Source organism: Antiquaquibacter soli (assembly GCF_030580675.1).
In the GTDB taxonomy this organism is placed as follows: Bacteria; Actinomycetota; Actinomycetes; order Actinomycetales; family Microbacteriaceae; genus Rhodoglobus; species Rhodoglobus soli.
In genome coordinates, this window is record NZ_JAUQUB010000001.1 from 404,238 (window position 1) to 423,140 (window position 18,903).

Consider the following 18,903-nt stretch of genomic DNA (forward strand, 5'->3'; position numbering starts at 1 on the left):
TCAGGCCAGGTCGAGCTCGACCGTGGCGAAGGAGTGCGGGGGCAGGGTCGCGACGAGCGCGCCGGCGTCGAGGCTCGCGTCGAACGGTGCCGGCGCGACCCGGGTGGGCTCCGTGAACGTGTTGGCCGCGTCCGCCGCGTCCCCGGTGAGGATGCGGGCCCGGCGGATCCCGGCCGCGCGGCCGCGCAGCTCCACTCGGACGGGGAGCGGGGCATCCGCCGACAGGTTCGACAGTGAGACGAGCGCAGTCGAACCCGTCGTGCTCGCCGAGATCGAGATCGCGGAGAACTCGTCGCCATCGACCGAGACCGTCGGCGACGACAGCACGTGCAGCGGGAGAGAGGTCGCGTCCTGGTGCCCCTTGTTCATCTCGAACACGTGGTACGTCGGGGTCAGCACGAGACCGCCGTCGGCGGAGGTGTGCAGCATCGCCTGCAGCACGTTGACGGTCTGGGCGATGTTGGCCATGCGCAGGCGGGCCGCGTGACGGTGGAACGCGTCGAAGTGGATGCTCGCGACGAGGGCATCCCGCAGAGTGCTCTGCTGCTCCAGGAAGCCGGGGTTGGTGCCCTCCTCGGCGCGCCACCACGTTCCCCACTCGTCGCACACGAGCGCGACGGCGCCCCTCGGGTCGTAGGCGTCCATGACGGCGGTGTGGGCGGTGATGATCCGGTCGATGTCGAGGGCGGTGCGCATCGTGCGGTGGAACTCGTCGCCGCTGAAGCCGCGGGCCGGGCTCGACTGAATGCCCTCTCCCGCGTGCGTGTAGTAGTGGAACGAGATCGCCTGGAAGACGTTCGTCGGCTCCTTCTGACAGCCGAGGCACGACAGTGCCTCCATGAGGGCGCGCGTCCAGCGCAGGTCGTCGTCGGGGGCACCGGTGGCGATGCGGGTCAGGCGGTTGGCGCTGTGGTCACGGCAGAACGTCGCGTACCGCCGAGCCTCGTGGGCGTAGTGCTCTGGCGTCATGTTCCCGCCACAGCCCCACGCCTCGTTGCCGAGCCCCCAGAAGGGAACGCGCCAGGGCTCGTCGCGGCCGTTCTCGCGCCGCAACCGCGCCATGGGGCTGTCGTCCGCGCGGGTGAGGTACTCGACCCACTCGCTCATCTCCTGGACGGTGCCGCTCCCGAGGTTGCCGTTGACGTAGGGCTCGGCCCCGAGCAGTTCGCACAGGGCCATGAACTCGTGAGTGCCGAAGTGGTTCGTCTCCACGATGTCGCCCCAGTGGCTGTTGACGACCCGGGGGCGGTGCTCGCGGGGCCCGACTCCGTCCCGCCAGTGGTACTCGTCCGCGAAGCATCCTCCCGGCCACCGCAGGTTGGGGACCTGCAGCGCGCGCAGTGCCTCGACGACGTCGAGCCGGATGCCGTCGCGGTGAGGGAGCGACGAGTCCTCGCCGACCCAGAAGCCCTCGTAGATCCCGCGCCCGAGGTGCTCGGCGAAGTGGCCGTAGAGATGGCGGCTGATGACCGGCCCGGGGACGTCGAGGTTGACGATGACGTGGGCGTCGCTGCTCACGGTGCCTCCTTGCTTCCTAATGGTTTTACGATATACCTGGCATCGTTTGCGCTGCGAGCCCCGAGCGACCAGACTTAGGTCGACGCTCGAACAAAGCCGCGGCTCCGTCCAGCCGCACCCGTGCCGGACCAAGGAGGATCCCGTGTCGAAGCCCACCCTCAGAGTCGCCATGATCGGTCACGGATTCATGGGCGCCGCGCACTCGCAGGGGTGGCGCACCGCTCCCCGATTCTTCGACCTGCCCGCCGAGCCGGTGATGCAGCTCATCGTCGGTCGCACCGGCATCGAGGCATCCGCCGACAAGCTCGGCTGGCCCGAGACCGCGACCGACTGGCGCGAGGCCATCGCCCGGGACGACATCGACATCATCGACATCGTGACCCCGGGCGATTCGCACGCCGAGATCGCGATCGCCGCCCTGGAGGCGGGCAAGCACGTGCTGTGCGAGAAGCCGCTCGCGAACACCGCCGAAGAGGCCGACGCGATGGCCTCAGCCGCGGAGCGCGCCGCTGCGAAGGGCGTATTCGCGATGACCGGCTTCACCTACCGTCGCGTGCCCGCGACAGCCCTCGCCCGCGACATGGTCGCGGCCGGGAAGGTGGGCGCGATCCACTCCGTGCGCGCGAGCTACCTGCAGGACTGGCTCACCGACCCGGAGGCGCCGTACACGTGGCGCTCGCAGAAGGAGCTCGCGGGCTCCGGAGCGCTCGGCGACATCGGCGCGCACGCCATCGACCTGGCCCAGTTCGTCACCGGCATGCGCCTCGCCAGCGTCTCGGGCACGATCGAGACGATCACGAAGAAGCGGCCCATCCCCGGCAAGCCGGGGGAGTACGGCGACGTCACGGTCGACGACCTCGCCCTCTTCTCCGGACGGTTCGAGAACGGCGTCCTCGCGCAGTTCGAGGCCTCCCGGTTCTCGACGGGGCGTAAGAACGCCCTGCGCCTCGAGGTCTCCGGAGACAGGGGCGCCATCGCCTTCGACCTCGAGGACCTGAACTTCCTCGAGTACTACGACGCCACCGCACCGGTCGAGCAGCAGGGCTTCACGCGCATCATGGTCACCGAGCCGCAGCATCCCTACGTCGCCGCCTGGTGGCCGGCGGGTCACATGCTCGGCTACGAGCACGGCTTCTCGAACCAGGTGCGCGACTTCGTGACCGGTATCGTGGAGTCAGTGCAGCCCACCCCCTCCTTCGCCGACGGCGCGCAGGTCCAGCACGTGCTGAGCGCCATCGAGTCGAGCTCGTCGAACGGGAGCGCCTGGACCGTGATCGACCAGTGACGACGGTCGTCCACCCCGGAGACTCCCTCACCCCCCGACAGCGCCTCGTCTACATCCTCGTCCTTGGGGCGCTGACCGCTCTCGGTCCGTTCACGATCGATCTCTACCTCCCGGCGTTCCCCGAGATCGAGGGCGAGTTCGGCGTCACCGAGGCCGCGATCCAGCTCACGCTCACGGCGACGATGCTCGGCTTCGCCGTCGGGCAGCTCTTCGTGGGCCCGTGGAGCGACCGAGTCGGGCGTCGGCTCCCGCTCATCATCGCCACGAGCGTGCACGTGTTCGCGAGCCTCGGGGTGTTCATCGCCCCGTCGATCGAGTGGCTCTTCGTCTTCCGGTTGCTGCAGGGCGCCGGCGCGGCGGCGGGCGGCGTCGTCGCAACGGCGATCGTGCGCGACCTGTTCGGCGGACTTCCCCTGGTGCGGATGCTCAGCCGCCTCGCCCTCGTCAACGGGCTCGCCCCGATCCTCGCCCCCGTGATCGGCTCGCAACTGCTGCAGATCATGCCGTGGCGCGGCATCTTCGTCTTCCTGTCGGTCTACGGCTTCCTCGTCGTCCTCGCCGCGATCTTCTTCATCGTCGAGACCCTGCCCCCCGCGCGCCGCGTCGATCTCGGTCACTCGACGGCCAGCCAGCGCTACCGCTCGCTGTTCTCCGACCGCATCTTCATCGGCGTCGCGGTCATCGCTGGCATGACTTTCTCCGGCCTCTTCGCCTATCTCTCCTCCTCGTCGTTCCTCTTCCAGGACGTCTACGGACTCGACCCGCAGCAGTACGGGTTCTTGTTCGCGACCAACTCGGTCGGCATCGTCGTCGGGGTGCAGGCGAGCTCGTTCCTCGCTCGGTTCATCGGGCCGCAGTGGATCCTCGGGGGGTCTCTCGCGGTGCTCGTGCTCTCGGCGTCGACGATCGTCGTGCTCGACACGATCGGTGCGGGGCTGCTCGGCATCCTCATCCCGCTCTGGTTCTTCATCTTCGCGTGCGGGTTCACTTTCCCGGCCACGCAAGTGCTCGCGCTCGCCAACCATGGCAGTGAGGCAGGAACGGCGGCCTCCCTGCTCGGTGCCCTGAACTTCGGCCTCGCCGGACTGATCTCGCCGATCGTCGGCCTGTTCCACATCGACAACGCGATTCCGATGGCGTCGATCATGGCGATCACCGCGAGCGTCTCCATCGTGGTGCTGTGGACGGTCGTGCGCCCCTGGACGGTTCCGGCGCTGTCGAGGTAGCGACCGGTAGCGTGGGGGGATGCGCCGATACCACCTCGTCATCGCCGCGGTGGCGGCCCTCGCCCTCGTCGTCGGCCTCGGCGCGCTCATCGGACTGCGGGGCAGCCCGTTCGGTTTCGATTCGGAGTGGATGACGGAGGTGCTCGAGGAGCGCGCCGCGTGGTTCACGATCCCGGCGCTGCTGATGGACTTCCTCGGTGGTGGCTGGTTCGCCGTCTTCGTCGTGCCGCTCGGCGGAGCGCTCGTGCTGCTTCTCCTGCGCAAGCGGTGGGAGGCGCTCTACTGGGTGCTCGGCTCGGCCCTCAGCGCGGGCCTCGTGCAGGCGTTCAAGGCGCTCTTCGGCCGGGCGCGGCCCGAGGATATCCTTCTCATCCACGTGGACGCCGGCTCCTTCCCCTCGGGCCACGTCGCGAACGCCGCGACCATCGCCGTGATGCTCGGCCTCATCGTGCGGCGCGCGTGGGTGTGGGCGGCCGGGGTCGCCTACGTCGTGCTCATGGCGCTGAGCCGCACCTACCTCGGCGCACACTGGGTGAGTGACACCCTCGGCGGAGCCCTCCTCGGGGCCGCAGTCGCCGTGCTCGTGTGGTCGCTCATCCCGCCGTTGCACCGCCCCCGCCCCGGCGCGGCGCCCGTGTGACCGGGCCGGCACCTGCGGAATCGGTCGCCGGGCAAGTTCCCCGCGACGGAAACCGCGGAAAGCGATACCGTGGAGGCATGAGAATCCTCCTTGTGGGCGCCGGCGGCGTCGGTGACGCGATCGCGAAGATCGCCGCCCGGCGCGACTTCTTCGAGACGATGATCGTGAGCGACTACGACCAGTCGCGGGCGGAGCGCACGATCGCGTGGCTCGAGGCCCGCGGGGAGGCGAAGGGGAGGTTCGTGGCATCCCGCATCGATGCCTCCGACCCCGACAGCGTCGCCGCTGTTGCGCGGGAGCACGGCGCGACCCACGTCATGAACGCCGTCGAGCCGAAGTTCGTGCCGACCATCTTCGCGGGTGCGCTCGCGGCGGGCGCCGACTACCTCGACATGGCGATGAGCCTGAGCGAGCCGCATCCCACCGACCCGCACAGCCAGACGGGCGTCAAGCTCGGCGACGACCAGTTCGCGCAGGCGCCCGACTGGGAGCAGGCGGGCCGGCTCGCCCTCGTCGGCATGGGCGTCGAGCCCGGGCTCTCCGATGTCTTCGCGCGCTACGCTGCGGACCATCTCTTCAGCGAGATCGACGAGCTCGGCACCCGCGACGGCGCGAACCTCGTGGTGCGCGACGAGGCCGGCAACGAGATCTTCGCCCCGAGCTTCTCCATCTGGACGACGATCGAGGAGTGCCTCAACCCGCCGGTGATCTGGGAGAAGGACAAGGGCTGGTATACGACGGCGCCCTTCTCCGAGCCCGAGGTCTTCGACTTCCCCGAGGGCATCGGGCCGGTCGAGTGTGTCAATGTCGAGCACGAGGAGGTGCTCCTCATGCCGCGCTGGGTCGACGCGAAGCGCGTGACCTTCAAGTACGGTCTCGGCGAGGAGTTCATCGGCATCCTTAAGACGCTGCACCAGCTCGGCCTCGACAAGACGGAGCCGCTGCGCGTTCGCTCCGCCGACGGGCCCGTGATGGTCGCCCCGCGCGACGTCGTCGCGGCCGGACTTCCCGATCCCGCGACGATCGGCCCCCGGATGACCGGCAAGACGTGCGCGGGCCTCTGGGTCACTGGCACTGGCGTCGACGGTTCGCCCCGCGAGGTGTATCTGTACCACGTGAGCGACAACGAGTGGACGATGGCCGAGTACGAGAGCCAGTGCGTGGTGTGGCAGACCGCGCTCAACCCCGTGATCGCGCTCGAGCTGCTCGCGAACGGCACGTGGTCCGGCACCGGCGTGCTCGGGCCGGAGGCGTTCGACGCGAAGCCGTTCCTCGACCTCATGGCCCTCCCTGTCGCGGACGGCGGGTACGGCCAGGCCTGGGGGCTGCGCGAGCAGTGACCCCGGTCATCCGGCCGTACCGACCTGCCGACCGCGCGGACGTCTACGACGTCTGCGTGCGCACGGGCGCGGCTGGTCAGGATGCCTCGGGCGTGTACTCGACCGACGACCTGCTGCCCGACGTCTTCGCCGGGCCCTACATCGATCTCGAGCCGGAATCCGCGTGGGTCGTCGACGACGGATCGCGCGTGGTGGGCTACATCGTCGCGGCGGCCGATACGCGGGCCTTTGTGGGCCTCTACCGTGAGCGCTGGCTTCCGAGCTTCGCGGCGAAGTACGCGGCTGGCTCGGCGGTGGACGAGCCGATCATCCAGATGGGGCTGGACCCGGAGCGGATGCTTCTTCCGGAGCTCTCCGCGTACCCTGCCCACTTGCACATCGACCTCCTGCCGCAGGCGCAGGGTCACGGCCTGGGTCGAGCGCTCATCGCCACCCTGCGCGCGGATCTGCACCACCGCGGCATCCTCGGTCTGCACCTGATGGTGGACCCGGCGAACACCTCCGCGCGCGCCTTCTACGACCGGATCGGCTTCGTCGAGCTGCCGTCGGGAGCGCTAGGGATCTCGACCTTCAGCGTCGCCTGAGCGCTCCGTATGTAACGAACAGGTAACGGTTTCCCACACAGCCGGGACCTGACGAGGCGACTCCCTGCGGTGGGCGCCGTTCTGGGTGCACAAAATGACCCGTGCGCACTCCAGAACTTGCACGCTCGACCTATAGGCCCATTTTGTGCAATGAGTGCGGAGCCGCCTCTGAATTCCCGTGAAGCGGCGACGCCCACTTTGTGCAATGCACGGAGTTGACTCGACGAAAACGTACCCCGTTTGAATCGTACTCACATGCACGGCGCTGCACATTTTGGGTGCACAAACCTGTCTGTCTATGGCCGATTTTGCCCCGATTTGTCGGGCTTTCCACCACTTTTCCGGTCCTCCATTTGGCTGACCGCGTGCTGTACCGTGCCGACAGCGCGTCACCCGAACGCGCTTTCGCATTCAGGGGTTCAAGGGGTCACAGTGAGCACTTCCCAGTTGGAGACACTTTCCGTCGGTCGTACCCGCGCTCGCGCGCGGTGGGGCGTCGTCGCGGCGATCGCTGCGCTGCTGGCGATCTTCTTGAGTGGACTCGTCGGCGCTATCCCGGCCTCAGCCGCGAACTTCGGCATCCAGATCGGTTACGACGGCACCGGTCAGGGAACTGCCGCAGCGTGCGCGATCACGGGCGCTGGCGGCGATAACAGCGCGACCGATGGAGTCGTGTGCACGAACGACAATGTGCGCTACGACTGGTTCTACAACGTCAGTGCGGGCGAGTCGCTCACCGCCACCTACACCCAGACCCTGCCGTCCGGGTTCTCATGGCAGTCGAACAACCTTCTGTTCTGCGAGAACGGGCCTGACTACCAGGCAACGGGAACGATCTCTGGTCAGACCCTCACCTGCACGCTGACGTTCGCCCCGGGCAACGCGCGTGCGGGCTCACTGGGCATGGTCGCGACCGTCTCGCCCGACGTTCCGAGTGGAACAGTTCTTCAGGCTCCGCTCTCGGTCACGGTCGGGTCCACCACCACCCAGTACACCCCGAACCCCATCACCGTGGTGTCGCGCGCCCGGGTCGACCTCTCGAAGCGAATCGGTCTCTACTCTCAGGGCCCCGGCGTCTACAACGGACAGTCCGGAGCGGTGCTGCGCGTGAACGTTGCCGGTGCTCAGCTGAACTCGCCGAACGCCAAGGGCATCGCCGCCCTCGTCAGCCCGTTCACGTTTGTCGATGACCTCGCGGGGATGCCTGCGGGCACCGTCCTATTCACCCCTGGCGACTGCCGACTCGCGCCCCTCGCGGGATTCCCTGATGTCAAGGGTGTCGCGGCCGGTACCTGGAACTGTGCGCAGTCGGCGCCGGGCCAGCCGATCACCATCGAGGTGACCGGGGCCAACACCGGCGGGGGCCCGGTGCAGGTCTCTCCCGCCGCCAACCAGACGACGGTGTTCGCGGGCGACTATTTCCTGTTCGTCCCCGAGTCTTCGATCCCCGCCGGCGGTGTAACCGCGAGCGACCAGCTCCGCGGCTTCGACCCGGAGGCCGCGGGCGGTACGTCGAACTTCGGGAGTGCCGCAGATGCCACTGGCTGGGAACCCGGCGGGTACCCGGATGACACGTGCACGTCGCCGGCCAACAACAACAACTGCGCTTCTGTTGTCCTGTACCCCTCGAGCGGCGACAACGTGACGACCTACAAGGGTTTGTACTCGGAGACGGGAGGCAACCTCCCGAGTCACCCGTCGACGGGAGCCCAGCTCGTCCCCGGCCAGAAGTTCGTCGCGAAGCTCACCACGGTTCTCCCGTCCGTCGCAACGACCGACTTTGTGATGTGCGACGCTTTCGATCCGACTCGCGAGCAGATCCGTGACGACGTGCCGGTGACGGTCACGCAGAGTGGCGGATCGGGGACCCTCGCGCCCTACGTCATCGAGTATGGAACGCAGCCGGTGGGGAATCTGTTCTCGAAGAGCTGCGGTGTCGCGGGCGATTCTGTCACCGACGGCCCCTGGTACAGTTCCATCGCTGCTGCTGGCGGGCCCTCGGCGGTCACTACCGTCCGAGTGACTTTCACCGGCTCGATGACCTCGCTCTCCCTCGATGTGAGCGTGCCGATGACGAACGTGCTCACCACTCCGGGCGACAACAGCATCGACACCCTCTGGTACAGCGCGAACGGCGCTCCGTACGTAAACCGCGGACTCGGCAACTACACCGTGAGCGACAACATCCTCACCGTGTCGAAGAGCACGACGGGCGGTCAGGCCGCGAGCAACGCGCTGGCGGGTGAGGTCGTCCCGTTCCACATCGGTTCGACGATCTCCACCCCCACGGTGAACGGGTCGGCTCCTCGGGTCGTTACCATCACCGACTCGCTGCCGACGTGCTTCATCAACCCCGTGCCGTCGGCGGCGACGATCGCCGACTGGAACATCGAGGTGACGCCGGCGGACTTCGGCCCGGACGGACTCTCGTGCACGCCGGACGACGTGAGCGGCATCACGCTGACCTTCACGACGAAGAATCCGATCACTCCGAACACCCCGGTGCCGGACATCGACTACACGGTGAAGATCGACAACAACACTCCGGACGGAGTTCAGAAGGCGAACACCGCGGTCATCTCGGCCGAGGGCAACATCCAAAACATCGAGCAGCGGTACTCGAACTCGTTCACGACCGTTCGCACGGCCTCGCAGATCGACATCACAAAGCTCGTGGACCAGCCCATCGTCGAGGTTGCACCAGATGTGATCGGCTTCACTGTGCAGTGGTCGAACACCATGGCGTCGAACGTCGGTGAGTCCCAGTGGATCGACGTGCTGCCGTACAACGGCGACGGTCGTGGCACCGACTTCGACGGTTCGCTCGCCCTGGCATCGCTTGACCTCGCGGGCGGCAACGGAGTCATCGTCGAGTACACCTCCCGTCCGCCGGCACTCATCGACACCGACCCGTACGCGGCGAGCAACCTCGCTGGCGGATCCACGGTCTGGTGCGCGACCTTCGGCGGTGCAGGATGTCCCGCCACCATCGCCGACACGACCGCTATCCGGGTGACGATCCCCAGCTTCGCGCCGGGACAGGTCGGCAACGTGCACTACACGATGCAGCCCACGGGCAACAGCGAGGGTGACGTCTACCAGAACCACACGGGCATCGGACGGGCTGAGGAGCTTCCGCTCGAGGTTCCCATCTCGAACCAGGTGCGGGTCGACGTCGTCGCCTCGAGCGCTGGCGAGCTGGTGTGGTGGGACGACAACCAGGATGGCGTCAAGGATGCTGCGGAGACGGGCATCCCGAACGTCACCGTGAACCTCCTGGACTCCGCCGGAGACATCATCGACTCCGCGGTGACGGATTCCAACGGTCTCTACCGCTTCAGCAACTACCACTCGGGCGACTACCGCGTCGTCGTGGACACCTCCACGCTTCCGTTGTCGGACGTCATCAAGAACACCTACGACCTGGATAACGGCACCTCCTCGCCCAACAGCGACAGCGGGCTCTTCCCGCTCGGGGTCGACACCGACCGATCCGACGTGAACTTCGGGTATGTCATAGTCGATGACATCAACGCGTCGCGCTTCTACCGCACGCAGATCTCCGCTCAGACGGTGGGGTCGACGGCATCCGTCACGGACCAGGTGACGTTCACTCCCGCTGCTACTGGTGGCACCTACACGTGGACCCTTCTCGGGCCGGTAGCGCCGAACGCGGGAGCCTGTGTATCGCTGGATTGGACGGGGGCCGCGACGGTCGGAACGAACTCGTTCGTCGTCACCGGACCGGGCATCGTCACTACTCCGCCGGTACAGCTGAACGCCCCTGGGTGCTACACCTATGTCGGCTCGTACGTCCTCGACGGCATTCCCGTCGGCCCGGTCGTTGACGGTCCCGGCATCCCTGCCGAGACGGTGCTCGTCTCGGCGAACGTCCCGACGGTCGGCACCGTTGCGTCGACGAACAACAACCGCCCGGGAGCGACCGCGAGCGACGCGGTGACGATCTCCGGCCTCACGAGCGACTCGACCTACACGTGGACGCTCTACGGACCTGTCGCGCCCGTGGCCGGCAGCTGTGCCGCGGTCGACTGGACCAACTCGCCCCCCGCGCTGGCCACCGGTTCGTTCGCCGTGACGACGTCGCAGGCGTCGTACACCACGCCGAGCACCACCGTGTCGGCTGTCGGCTGCTACTCCTACGGCGGGTCGCTCGCGCCCACCGGGACGACGAGCCAGGTAGACCTCGCTCCGGGCGTGCCGTCCGAGTCCTTCACGATCTCGGCCAACGCGCCGACGGTGACCACCGAGGCCTCGACCAACGTCACCGCCCCGCTGCAGTCGGTGAGCGACGAGGTCACGATCACCGGCCTCGGAAGCCAGAGCGCCACGTACTCCTGGACCCTGCTGGGCCCGGTGCCGGCGGTCGCCAACTCGTGCGACACGGTCAACTGGGCTGGGGCACCGGTGTTCGACGCCGGAAGCCAGGTCGTCACGGGTGACGGGACCTACCAGACGAGCTCCACACAGCTCGGCAACGCGGGGTGCTACACCTACACCGGTGCCCTGGCGGCGACTCCCACGAGCGACGCCGCCACTCTTCCCGCGGGTGTTCCGGCAGAGACCATCCGGGTCGACGCCGTGACCCCCACCGTCGCGACGGAGGCATCGACCAACGCCGCTAACCCGCCGGTGGATGTCACGGACGAGATCACCATCGCCGGCCTCGGCGACCAGCAGACCGACTACTCGTGGTCGCTGCTGGGCCCCGTGGCGCCGGTTGCCGACTCCTGCTCGGCAGTGAACTGGACGGGCGCCGCGGTGCTCGACTCGGGCACGATCGAGATCGACGGCGACGGGGTCTACACCTCCGATGCCAGCACGATCGCGGAGGTCGGTTGCTACACCTACACCGGCACGCTTGCGGCCAGCGGCACGAGCAACACCGTTGTCCACGCCGCGGGTGACCCGGCCGAGACGATTCTCGTCACCGCCGGAACGCCGGTCGTGACGACTCAGGCCTCGGTGAACTCCGCCAACCCGGGTGACACAGTGTCCGACGCCGTCACCGTCTCCGGACTCGGTGCCGAGACCCCGTCGTACACGTGGAGCCTCCTCGGTCCCGTGGCCGCCGTCGCCGACTCGTGCGACGCCGTCGACTGGACGGGCGCGCCCGTGTACGACACCGGCAGCGTCACGGCGAGCGAGGGAACGTTCAGCACGCCGTCGTCGACGCTCGGCGGCGCTGGGTGCTACACCTACATCGGCGTTCTCGCTGCGACGGACACGACAGAGCAGGTCATCCTCGCTCCCGGTGTGCCCGAGGAGACGGTCCTCGTCGACGCGCTCTCTCCGGCAGTCACCACCCAGGCCTCCGTGAACGTCGCGGCGCCCCGCACGTCGGTCTCCGACAGTGTCGTCGTCTCCGGTCTGGGAGACTACGACGCCACCTACAGCTGGACGCTCCTCGGCCCCGTCGCCGCGGTCGCCGGTAGCTGCGACGCGGTCGACTGGACGGGTGCTCCCGCCTACGACGGCGGGACCGTAGCGGTGAGCGGTGACGGCACCTACGTGACCACCGCGACGTCGCTCGAGGCGGTCGGCTGCTACACCTACGTCGGCACGTTGGGCGCAACCCCGGCGAGCGACGAGGTCGTCCTCGGCGCAGGCATCCCCGAGGAGACGGTGCTCGTGAATGCCAACGTCGGAGCCGCGACCACGCAGGCGTCGACCAACTCGGCGGGCCCCGGTACTGCGGTCACCGACTCGGTCGTCGTGACCGGGCTGGACGGTGAGACGGCAGACTACAACTGGACGCTTCTTGGCCCGATCGCGCCCGTCGCTGACTCGTGCGCCGCCGTCGACTGGACGGGAGCGCCGGTCTTCGACAGCGGCAGCTTCCAGGTGGTCGGCAACGGCACCTACACCACGACCGCGAGCACGCTCGTCGCGGCGGGCTGCTACACCTACACGGGTGACCTCGCCGGCACCGCGACGAGCCTCGGCGTCAGCCTCGCTGCGGGTGACCCCGCGGAGACGGTTCTCATCGACTCGGCGATCCCGGGCCTCACGACGCAGGCCACCCCGCAGACCGGGGCCCCGGGCGTCACGGTTTCGGACACGGTCGTGCTGACCGGGCCGATCCCGGCCGGTACCGCCTATTCGTGGTCGCTCGTCGGCCCGATCGCGCCGGTCGCGGACTCCTGCGTGAGCCTCGACTGGACCGGCGCGGCCGTGGTCGCCAGCGGGAGCTTCACAGTGGACGGAGCCGGCACGTACGCCACGCCGAATTCGACGCTGACTGCGGTGGGCTGCTACAGCTACGCCGGAAGCCTCGCGGGTTCCGTGAGCACCGACCCGGTCGTGCAGAACCCCGGCGTCCCCGCGGAGACCGTGCGAGTCGACACCTACCTCCCGTCCGTCGTGACCACCGCGTCCGGCTCGACCGGGGTCGCTGGAGACGAGTTCACGGACTCGATCGTCGTCACCGGGCTCAATGGTGCCGAGACCGAGTACGACTGGACCCTCCTCGGACCCGTCGCTCCGGTCGACGACGCGTGCGAGGCGGTCGACTGGACCGGTGCGGCCGTCGCCGACTCGGGGACGCTCGCGATCGACGGCGATGGTACGTACGTGACCCCCGCGACGTCGGCCGAGGCCGTAGGGTGCTACACCTACACGGGCTCCCTCGCCGCATCCACAACGACAGACGCTGTCGAGCTCGCCGCGGGAGACCCGGCCGAGACCTTCATCGTCGAGCCCTACGACCCCGCAGTGACGACACGTGCGTCCGAGTCGGAGGGGCTGCCCGGTGAGTCGTTCACCGACGCTGTCGAGATCAGCGGTCTCGCGGACGTGACCACGACGTACTCCTGGACTCTCGTCCAGGCGGAGCCCGATGGAGCCGGCCAGTGCGTCGCCATCGACTGGGCTGCTGACGGTGACGTCATCGACTCGGGAGAGTTCGAGGTGACCGGCGACGGGACGTACACGACGGACGCGACGGTCGTCACGGACGCCGCCTGCTACAGCTACACCGGACAGCTCGAGGCGACCGCCACGAGCCTCGGGGTGGAGCTGCCCGCGGGTGACCCGCTCGAGACGTTCCTGATCGAGCCGTTCGAGCCCGCGATCAGCACCGAGGCATCCGTTCTGACCGCGGAGCCCGGCGACGTCATCACCGACTCGATCACGATCTCCTCGTTCGGAATCGACGAGGCGCTCTACGAGTGGCAGCTGCTCGGCCCGGTCGAGCCCGTCCTCGGCGAGTGCACGACCGTGAACTGGACGGCCGCGCCGGTGTTCGACACGGGATCGTTCACGGTCCAGCCGGGCACGAGCGACTACGGCACGACCGAGAGCGTGATCGGCCTGCCCGGGTGCTACACCTACACCGGTGCGCTCGCGGCGACGGACAGCTCGCTCGCCGCGGTCCACGCCGCGGGCGACCCGGCGGAAACCTTCCTCGTCACGGCGCTCTCGCCGATCGTGTCGACCCAGGTGAGCAACGGCCAGACCCAGCTCGAGACTCGCGTGTCCGACTCGATCATCATCGAGGGAACTCGCGGCGCGACCATCGAGGCGACCTGGGTGCTGTATGGCCCGATCGCCACCACCACGGACTGCAGCGCAGTCGCGTGGGATGACGCGGAGGTCGCCTTCGAGGGAGTGATCACGGTGGACGGCGACGGCACTTACACGACGCCTAGCGTCCTTCCGGCCGACCTCGGTTGCTACTCCTTCGAGGTGACCCTCGGGGAGACCGACACGACCGTTGCTGTCACTCACGAAGTCGGTCAGTCGAGCGAGACGACCCATGTCGTTCCTCGTCCCACGGCGCTCGCCCTCACCGGCAGCACCGTCACAACGATCATCGGCGCTGGAGCGGTCCTGTTCGGGCTGGGCCTCACCGCGCTGCTGATTGCTCGGTCGCGGCGCACGGGGCGCCGGTCGACCGGGGCCTAAAGAGTGAGGGGGTTGGCTGCGACCCCACCAACCCCCTCACATCCCCCGTCTCTGCAGACCAACGGAAGGAACTCCGTGACCTCGATCACCACACGACTCGCGGCGGCAGTGATCGCCTGCGTCGCAGTGCCGGCGCTCCTGGCGGGATGCACCGGCCCCACCACCACGACCGACGTCGGCGAGCCGGTCGTCGCCTCAGACAGCTGGTCAGAGAGCACCACCGGCTCCGCGCCCGGCGCCGGGTCGTGCGAGCTCGACCACGGCGATGAGGGAACACGCCCGGATGCCTCGTGCACGCCCGGCGCGGTCACCTCGGAGATCTCGCCCGCAGATCCCTCCGTCGTGTGCCGCGAATCCGCGGGCGGGGAGATCAACGAGTCCGTTCGGTCCGCCGTTCTGTCCGCGTACGGCATCGAGAACGAGGATGCGCCCCGATACCGGGTCGACTACCTCGTTCCGCGCCAGCTCGGTGGAGCGAACGACTTCGCCAATCTGTGGCCGATGCCCGAGTCGGACCCGTCGGCGACGACCAAAGCTCAGACCGACGCGGCGGTTGCTGACGCCGTGTGCGGGGGACGGGCGGGCATCCAGGCCGCTCAGTACGCGATCGCTCACAACTGGACGACCGCACTCACTGTGCTCGGACTCGGCGGCTGAAAAAAGTCAGAGGCGCCCGTCATGAAACGCACGCGACGCGCTCAAGCAGTACGAGGCGTAGCTGGCCTCTTCCGCTGAAGAACGCTGAGTACATGTGGGGGTGACAGGTGGCTGGTGATGCAGAGGACGTTGCTGACGCGGTCCTGATCAGGCAGGCGAGGTCGGGCGACGCGCGAGCCTTCGGGAGGCTGTGGAACCGGCACCACACGGCCGCGCTCCGGTTCGCCACGCGGCTCGTCGGTCGTTCCGACAGCGAAGATCTGGTCTCCGACGCATTCGCGAGCATCTACCAGGCGATTCGCAACGGCGCGGGGCCCGACGAGATGTTCCGGCCCTACCTCTATACAACGCTCAAGAACTTGAGCATCCGGTGGTCGATCCGCGAATCGGCGTTCACGCTCGAAGAGGTCGACTTCGACACGTTCACCGACAGCACGACCGCCGAGGACGAGGGGGTCGCTGCGCTCGAGCGGTCCTACGAGGCTCTCGCCTTCCGTTCGCTTCCCCACCGGTGGCAGGAAGTGCTGTGGTACGGCGAGGTCGAAGGACTCAAGCCGCGGGACATCGCGCCGATCCTCGGGATGTCGGCGAACGCCGTCGCGGCGCTCGCGTATCGCGCGCGCGATGGATTCCGTAAGGCTTGGCTGGAGCTCAGAGCACAGGACGACGCCGCGGTCAGCGCCCCCAGCGACAAGGTTCTGGCGGGTCGTCTTCGGGCGGTCCTCGTCCCGCTGCTGGTGGGCATCCCGCTCGCCGAGTTCCTCCGCGACACCGGGGGGAGTGCACCGGCGACAGCCGCCGTGACGACTGCCTCGTCGCACCTCCCGATTCCGACCTTCTCGGGTCTCATCGCGGGCGCGACCGCGATCGGTGCCGCCAGTGTCCTCGTGGCTGCGGCGATCATCGCACCCCCCGAGCCCGGAACATCGCCCACGCTCGAGGTCCCGGCCAGTGCGAGCGCGCCCCTTCCTGGATACGGTGAGCCCGAGCGCCCCGGCGGAGATCCCGCGCCAGTCGAGCCCACGCGCGACCCGGCCTCCACCGATCCGACTCGCACCGAGCCACCCACGTCCCCGCCGCTGCCCACGACGCCGGCAGCCCTCCCCGCAGCGACCACACCCGCGGTCTTCAGCCCACTCGCCGGCGAGGCCGTCCCGGGCGGCGCTGTGGCTGTATCGGGCAGCGGCGACTCGGGCAGCGAGATCCTCTTCACGATCGACGGACAGAGCGCCGGATCGGTGATCGTGGATCAGGACGGCTCCTGGCATCACGATCTCGTCGCCTCGCTCGCCGATGGCGCACACGAACTCGGCGTCGTCCAGCGCTCGGCTACCCGCTCGTCGTCACCGATCGTCAGCATCCCTTTCACGGTCGACTCCGTCGCCCCGGCGCAGCCTCTCCTCGCCACGACCTTTGATCGCTACGCGCAGAGTGCTCCGCCCGTCTCAGGTGTCGCGGAACCCGGGGCCATCGTCGTCGTGTCCGATGGTGTCACCGAGTTGGCTCGAGTCACGGCCGACGACGATGGCTCGTGGTCGACTCCGTCGCTGGAGGGCCTCACGGCCTACTCCACACAGCTCGTCGTGACGCAGATCGATCGCGCCGGCAACGCTTCCGACGCGGCCATCACCCCGCTGGCGTTCACTCCGCGCTTCACCACGACACAGACGCAGTATCCGGCATCCTGGCTGATGTGGCCGGTCCTGGCGAGCGGGTGGCCCGGAGCATCCGTGCGCACCTACATTGACGGCCAACCGGTGTGGACGAACTACTCGCTCATCACGACCATCCCGGCATCCGGCAACTTCCAGGCCTACCAGGGCGGTTTCCTGAGTGCTGGCGTCCACGTGATCACCATCGCCTATGCGGACCCCACCACTCTGGAACCCCTCTCAACGGAGTCCTTCACGGTGACGGTGACGCCGTGATCGTGCGGATGGTTCCCGGCGAGGGGCGGCGGCTCGTCACGATCGCCATGTCCTTCGGCGCTGGCGGGTCCGGCGCGAGTCCTGTCCGAGGCCTGAGCGACATCCGGATCGAGGTGGCTGACGACCGCGGCGAGAAAGAGTTTCGACCGCTCCAGGCGCTCATCATCGGCCTGGAGGAGTCGATGATCCCGGCCGAATCGGGGGAACTGCGTCGGGTCGCGGAACTCGGCAACCTTCTCGCTTACCGCGATCTCGCGTCGCCCCTCGTCGAGCGCACGTGGACGATGCTCACCCAACCAGCGGAGGAGCCGCCCTTCGGCGAGGAAGTCCGGTGGGCACAGACGTTGTCGATCGTCGTCGCGCGAGCGACCGGAGTCTCTCCGTCAGCCGCTGTGGTCGCACGGGCTCGACGGGCGCAGGTGGAGCGCATCGTCGCCCTCTTCAGCGGGGATCGGCGCCTCACCCCGGACACGATCGCCGCATCGCTGGGCGTCTCACGTCGATCGCTCTACGAGCTCGCCGAGCCGCACTTCGGTGGAATCAGCGAGTACATCCGCACGGCCAGAGCGATGCGCGCGGCACGGATGCTCGCCGACGAGTCCTTCCGAGACCGCTCACACGCCGAGATCGCTCGGGCCACGGGATTCTCATCGACCAAGCACATGACCCGCGCACTTCTCGCGTCCAACGGACTCTCGCCTGCCGCCCTCCGCCCCGACACCGCCGAGGGCCGCGCTACGGCGTAAGGCTCAACGTGCTCGGAACGCCGATGGCGAACATGATCCAGCTCATGATCACGAAGGCGCCAGCGAACGCGACGGCGATTCCCAGCACCGACACCCACGGCCTTCCTTCGTACCAGTAGGCCGAGTCGGGATGCGCCTCGTAGAACTCGCGGAGCGAGATCGTCTCCGGGTCGACGGTGACAGGAACGCGCACCGCATCCACCAGCGATTCCATCGACGTGAGGGTCCAGAACGTCCCGCGGAGCCGGAGCAGAGTGCGATCATCCGCATCGCGCAGTAGCAGTTGCGGCACGGCTTCGGACGATCCGGGGCGCCAGGTGTGGCCGATGAGCGCGGATGCGATCCGATCGCGGTCGATCACGTGCCGACGGAAGAACGCCTGCTTGATCACCCGGGTTGCCGTCACCTCCGCGAAGGCTCCGCGGTGACGGATCCAGCCGAACGCGACCACCGCGACAGCGACGACGTGGACCGCGAGGACGCGGCGCCAGCTGCCTTGTGAGGCGGAGAGCCAGTACAGCACCCCGAAGAGCGGAATTCCGCCGACGAGGCTCGCGATGAGACCGGTGTGCGCCAGGGACTCTCGAGGAGTTACACGCACGACTACGTCCTCGTCGTCGTCCACCTCGCACCCCCCACCCAGGTCGATGCGTTTACATCGAGCGCTTCACTATAACGAAAGTGAACAATTTCTCGCGGGCGGATGGGCGCTGCGAGAAGCGCTTCGGGCGAAGTGGCGGAGAATGGGGGATTCGAACCCCCGAGGGCTTGCACCCAACACGCTTTCCAAGCGTGCGCCATAGGCCACTAGGCGAATTCTCCTGGGGCGGAAGCGCCACAGTGGGCGACAACCACGTAAGAGCATACCGGTAGAATGGACTCCGGCTCCTCGCGTGGCGCCATCCAGGCCAACTCCCCCAGGACGGAAACGTAGCAAGGGTAACCGGGCTCTGGCGGGTGCGCGAGGAGTCCTTTCTTTGTGAGCCCGTACCCACAGCCGGGCATCCGGGCCGTTGGTCCTCTCGTGGCGTCGGGCCCGCGCTTTAGGCTGGTGGC

11 protein-coding genes, 1 tRNA gene and 1 other RNA gene are annotated in these 18,903 nt (G+C 68.2%); 10 read left to right on the plus strand and 3 right to left on the minus strand.

Annotated elements, in window-relative coordinates:
• A complete protein-coding gene (locus tag Q5716_RS02015) occupies nt 1-1,518 on the minus strand; it encodes an alpha-N-arabinofuranosidase (protein ID WP_305001418.1) in 1,518 nt (505 codons plus the stop codon).
• Nucleotides 1,519-1,687: 169 nt separating this feature from the next.
• Between Q5716_RS02015 and Q5716_RS02020 the strand changes: the two genes are divergently transcribed.
• The 9 genes from Q5716_RS02020 (at nt 1,688) to Q5716_RS02060 (ending at nt 17,847) form a co-directional block, all read left to right on the plus strand.
• Complete coding sequence (locus Q5716_RS02020) at nt 1,688-2,803, plus strand: Gfo/Idh/MocA family protein (RefSeq protein WP_305002949.1); 1,116 nt, start codon at nt 1,688-1,690, stop codon at nt 2,801-2,803.
• Nucleotides 2,800-4,029, plus strand: coding sequence for a multidrug effflux MFS transporter (locus Q5716_RS02025; RefSeq protein WP_305001419.1), 1,230 nt, complete (start codon nt 2,800-2,802; stop codon nt 4,027-4,029). Before Q5716_RS02020 ends, Q5716_RS02025 begins: the two co-directional genes overlap by 4 nt.
• A 19-nt stretch (nt 4,030-4,048) precedes the next feature.
• On the plus strand, nt 4,049-4,669 hold the full coding sequence (locus Q5716_RS02030) for a phosphatase PAP2 family protein (protein ID WP_305001420.1): 621 nt from the start codon (nt 4,049-4,051) through the stop codon (nt 4,667-4,669).
• Nucleotides 4,670-4,746: 77 nt separating this feature from the next.
• Nucleotides 4,747-6,009 (plus strand): saccharopine dehydrogenase family protein, encoded by a 1,263-nt coding sequence (locus Q5716_RS02035; protein WP_305001421.1) that lies wholly within the window; start codon nt 4,747-4,749, stop codon nt 6,007-6,009.
• Nucleotides 6,006-6,593 carry a GNAT family N-acetyltransferase gene (locus tag Q5716_RS02040; protein WP_305001422.1) on the plus strand — a complete coding sequence of 196 codons (588 nt, stop codon included), beginning with the start codon at nt 6,006-6,008 and terminating at the stop codon, nt 6,591-6,593. Before Q5716_RS02035 ends, Q5716_RS02040 begins: the two co-directional genes overlap by 4 nt.
• A 432-nt stretch (nt 6,594-7,025) precedes the next feature.
• Nucleotides 7,026-14,516, plus strand: a complete 7,491-nt coding sequence (locus Q5716_RS02045; protein WP_305001423.1) for an SdrD B-like domain-containing protein — start codon at nt 7,026-7,028, stop codon at nt 14,514-14,516.
• 75 nt (nt 14,517-14,591) lie between these two features.
• Complete coding sequence (locus tag Q5716_RS02050; RefSeq protein ID WP_305001424.1) at nt 14,592-15,173, plus strand: hypothetical protein; 582 nt, start codon at nt 14,592-14,594, stop codon at nt 15,171-15,173.
• A gap of 107 nt (nt 15,174-15,280) precedes the next feature.
• Nucleotides 15,281-17,101 carry a sigma-70 family RNA polymerase sigma factor gene (locus Q5716_RS02055; RefSeq protein WP_305001425.1) on the plus strand — a complete coding sequence of 607 codons (1,821 nt, stop codon included), beginning with the start codon at nt 15,281-15,283 and terminating at the stop codon, nt 17,099-17,101.
• Nucleotides 17,098-17,847: a helix-turn-helix domain-containing protein gene (locus Q5716_RS02060; RefSeq protein ID WP_305001426.1), complete on the plus strand. Its 750-nt coding sequence runs from the start codon at nt 17,098-17,100 to the stop codon at nt 17,845-17,847. Before Q5716_RS02055 ends, Q5716_RS02060 begins: the two co-directional genes overlap by 4 nt.
• Here Q5716_RS02060 and Q5716_RS02065 read toward each other — a convergent pair.
• Both Q5716_RS02065 and Q5716_RS02070 read right to left on the minus strand, forming a co-directional pair.
• Nucleotides 17,837-18,448 (minus strand): hypothetical protein, encoded by a 612-nt coding sequence (locus Q5716_RS02065; protein WP_305001427.1) that lies wholly within the window; start codon nt 18,446-18,448, stop codon nt 17,837-17,839. The two genes, Q5716_RS02060 and Q5716_RS02065, sit on opposite strands and share 11 nt — an antisense overlap.
• A 133-nt stretch (nt 18,449-18,581) precedes the next feature.
• Nucleotides 18,582-18,669: transfer RNA gene (locus Q5716_RS02070), tRNA-Ser, on the minus strand.
• Between the two features lie 58 nt (nt 18,670-18,727).
• Between Q5716_RS02070 and ffs the strand changes: the two genes are divergently transcribed.
• Nucleotides 18,728-18,824, plus strand: an RNA gene (gene ffs, locus Q5716_RS02075) — signal recognition particle sRNA small type.
• Nucleotides 18,825-18,903: the final 79 nt, after the last annotated feature.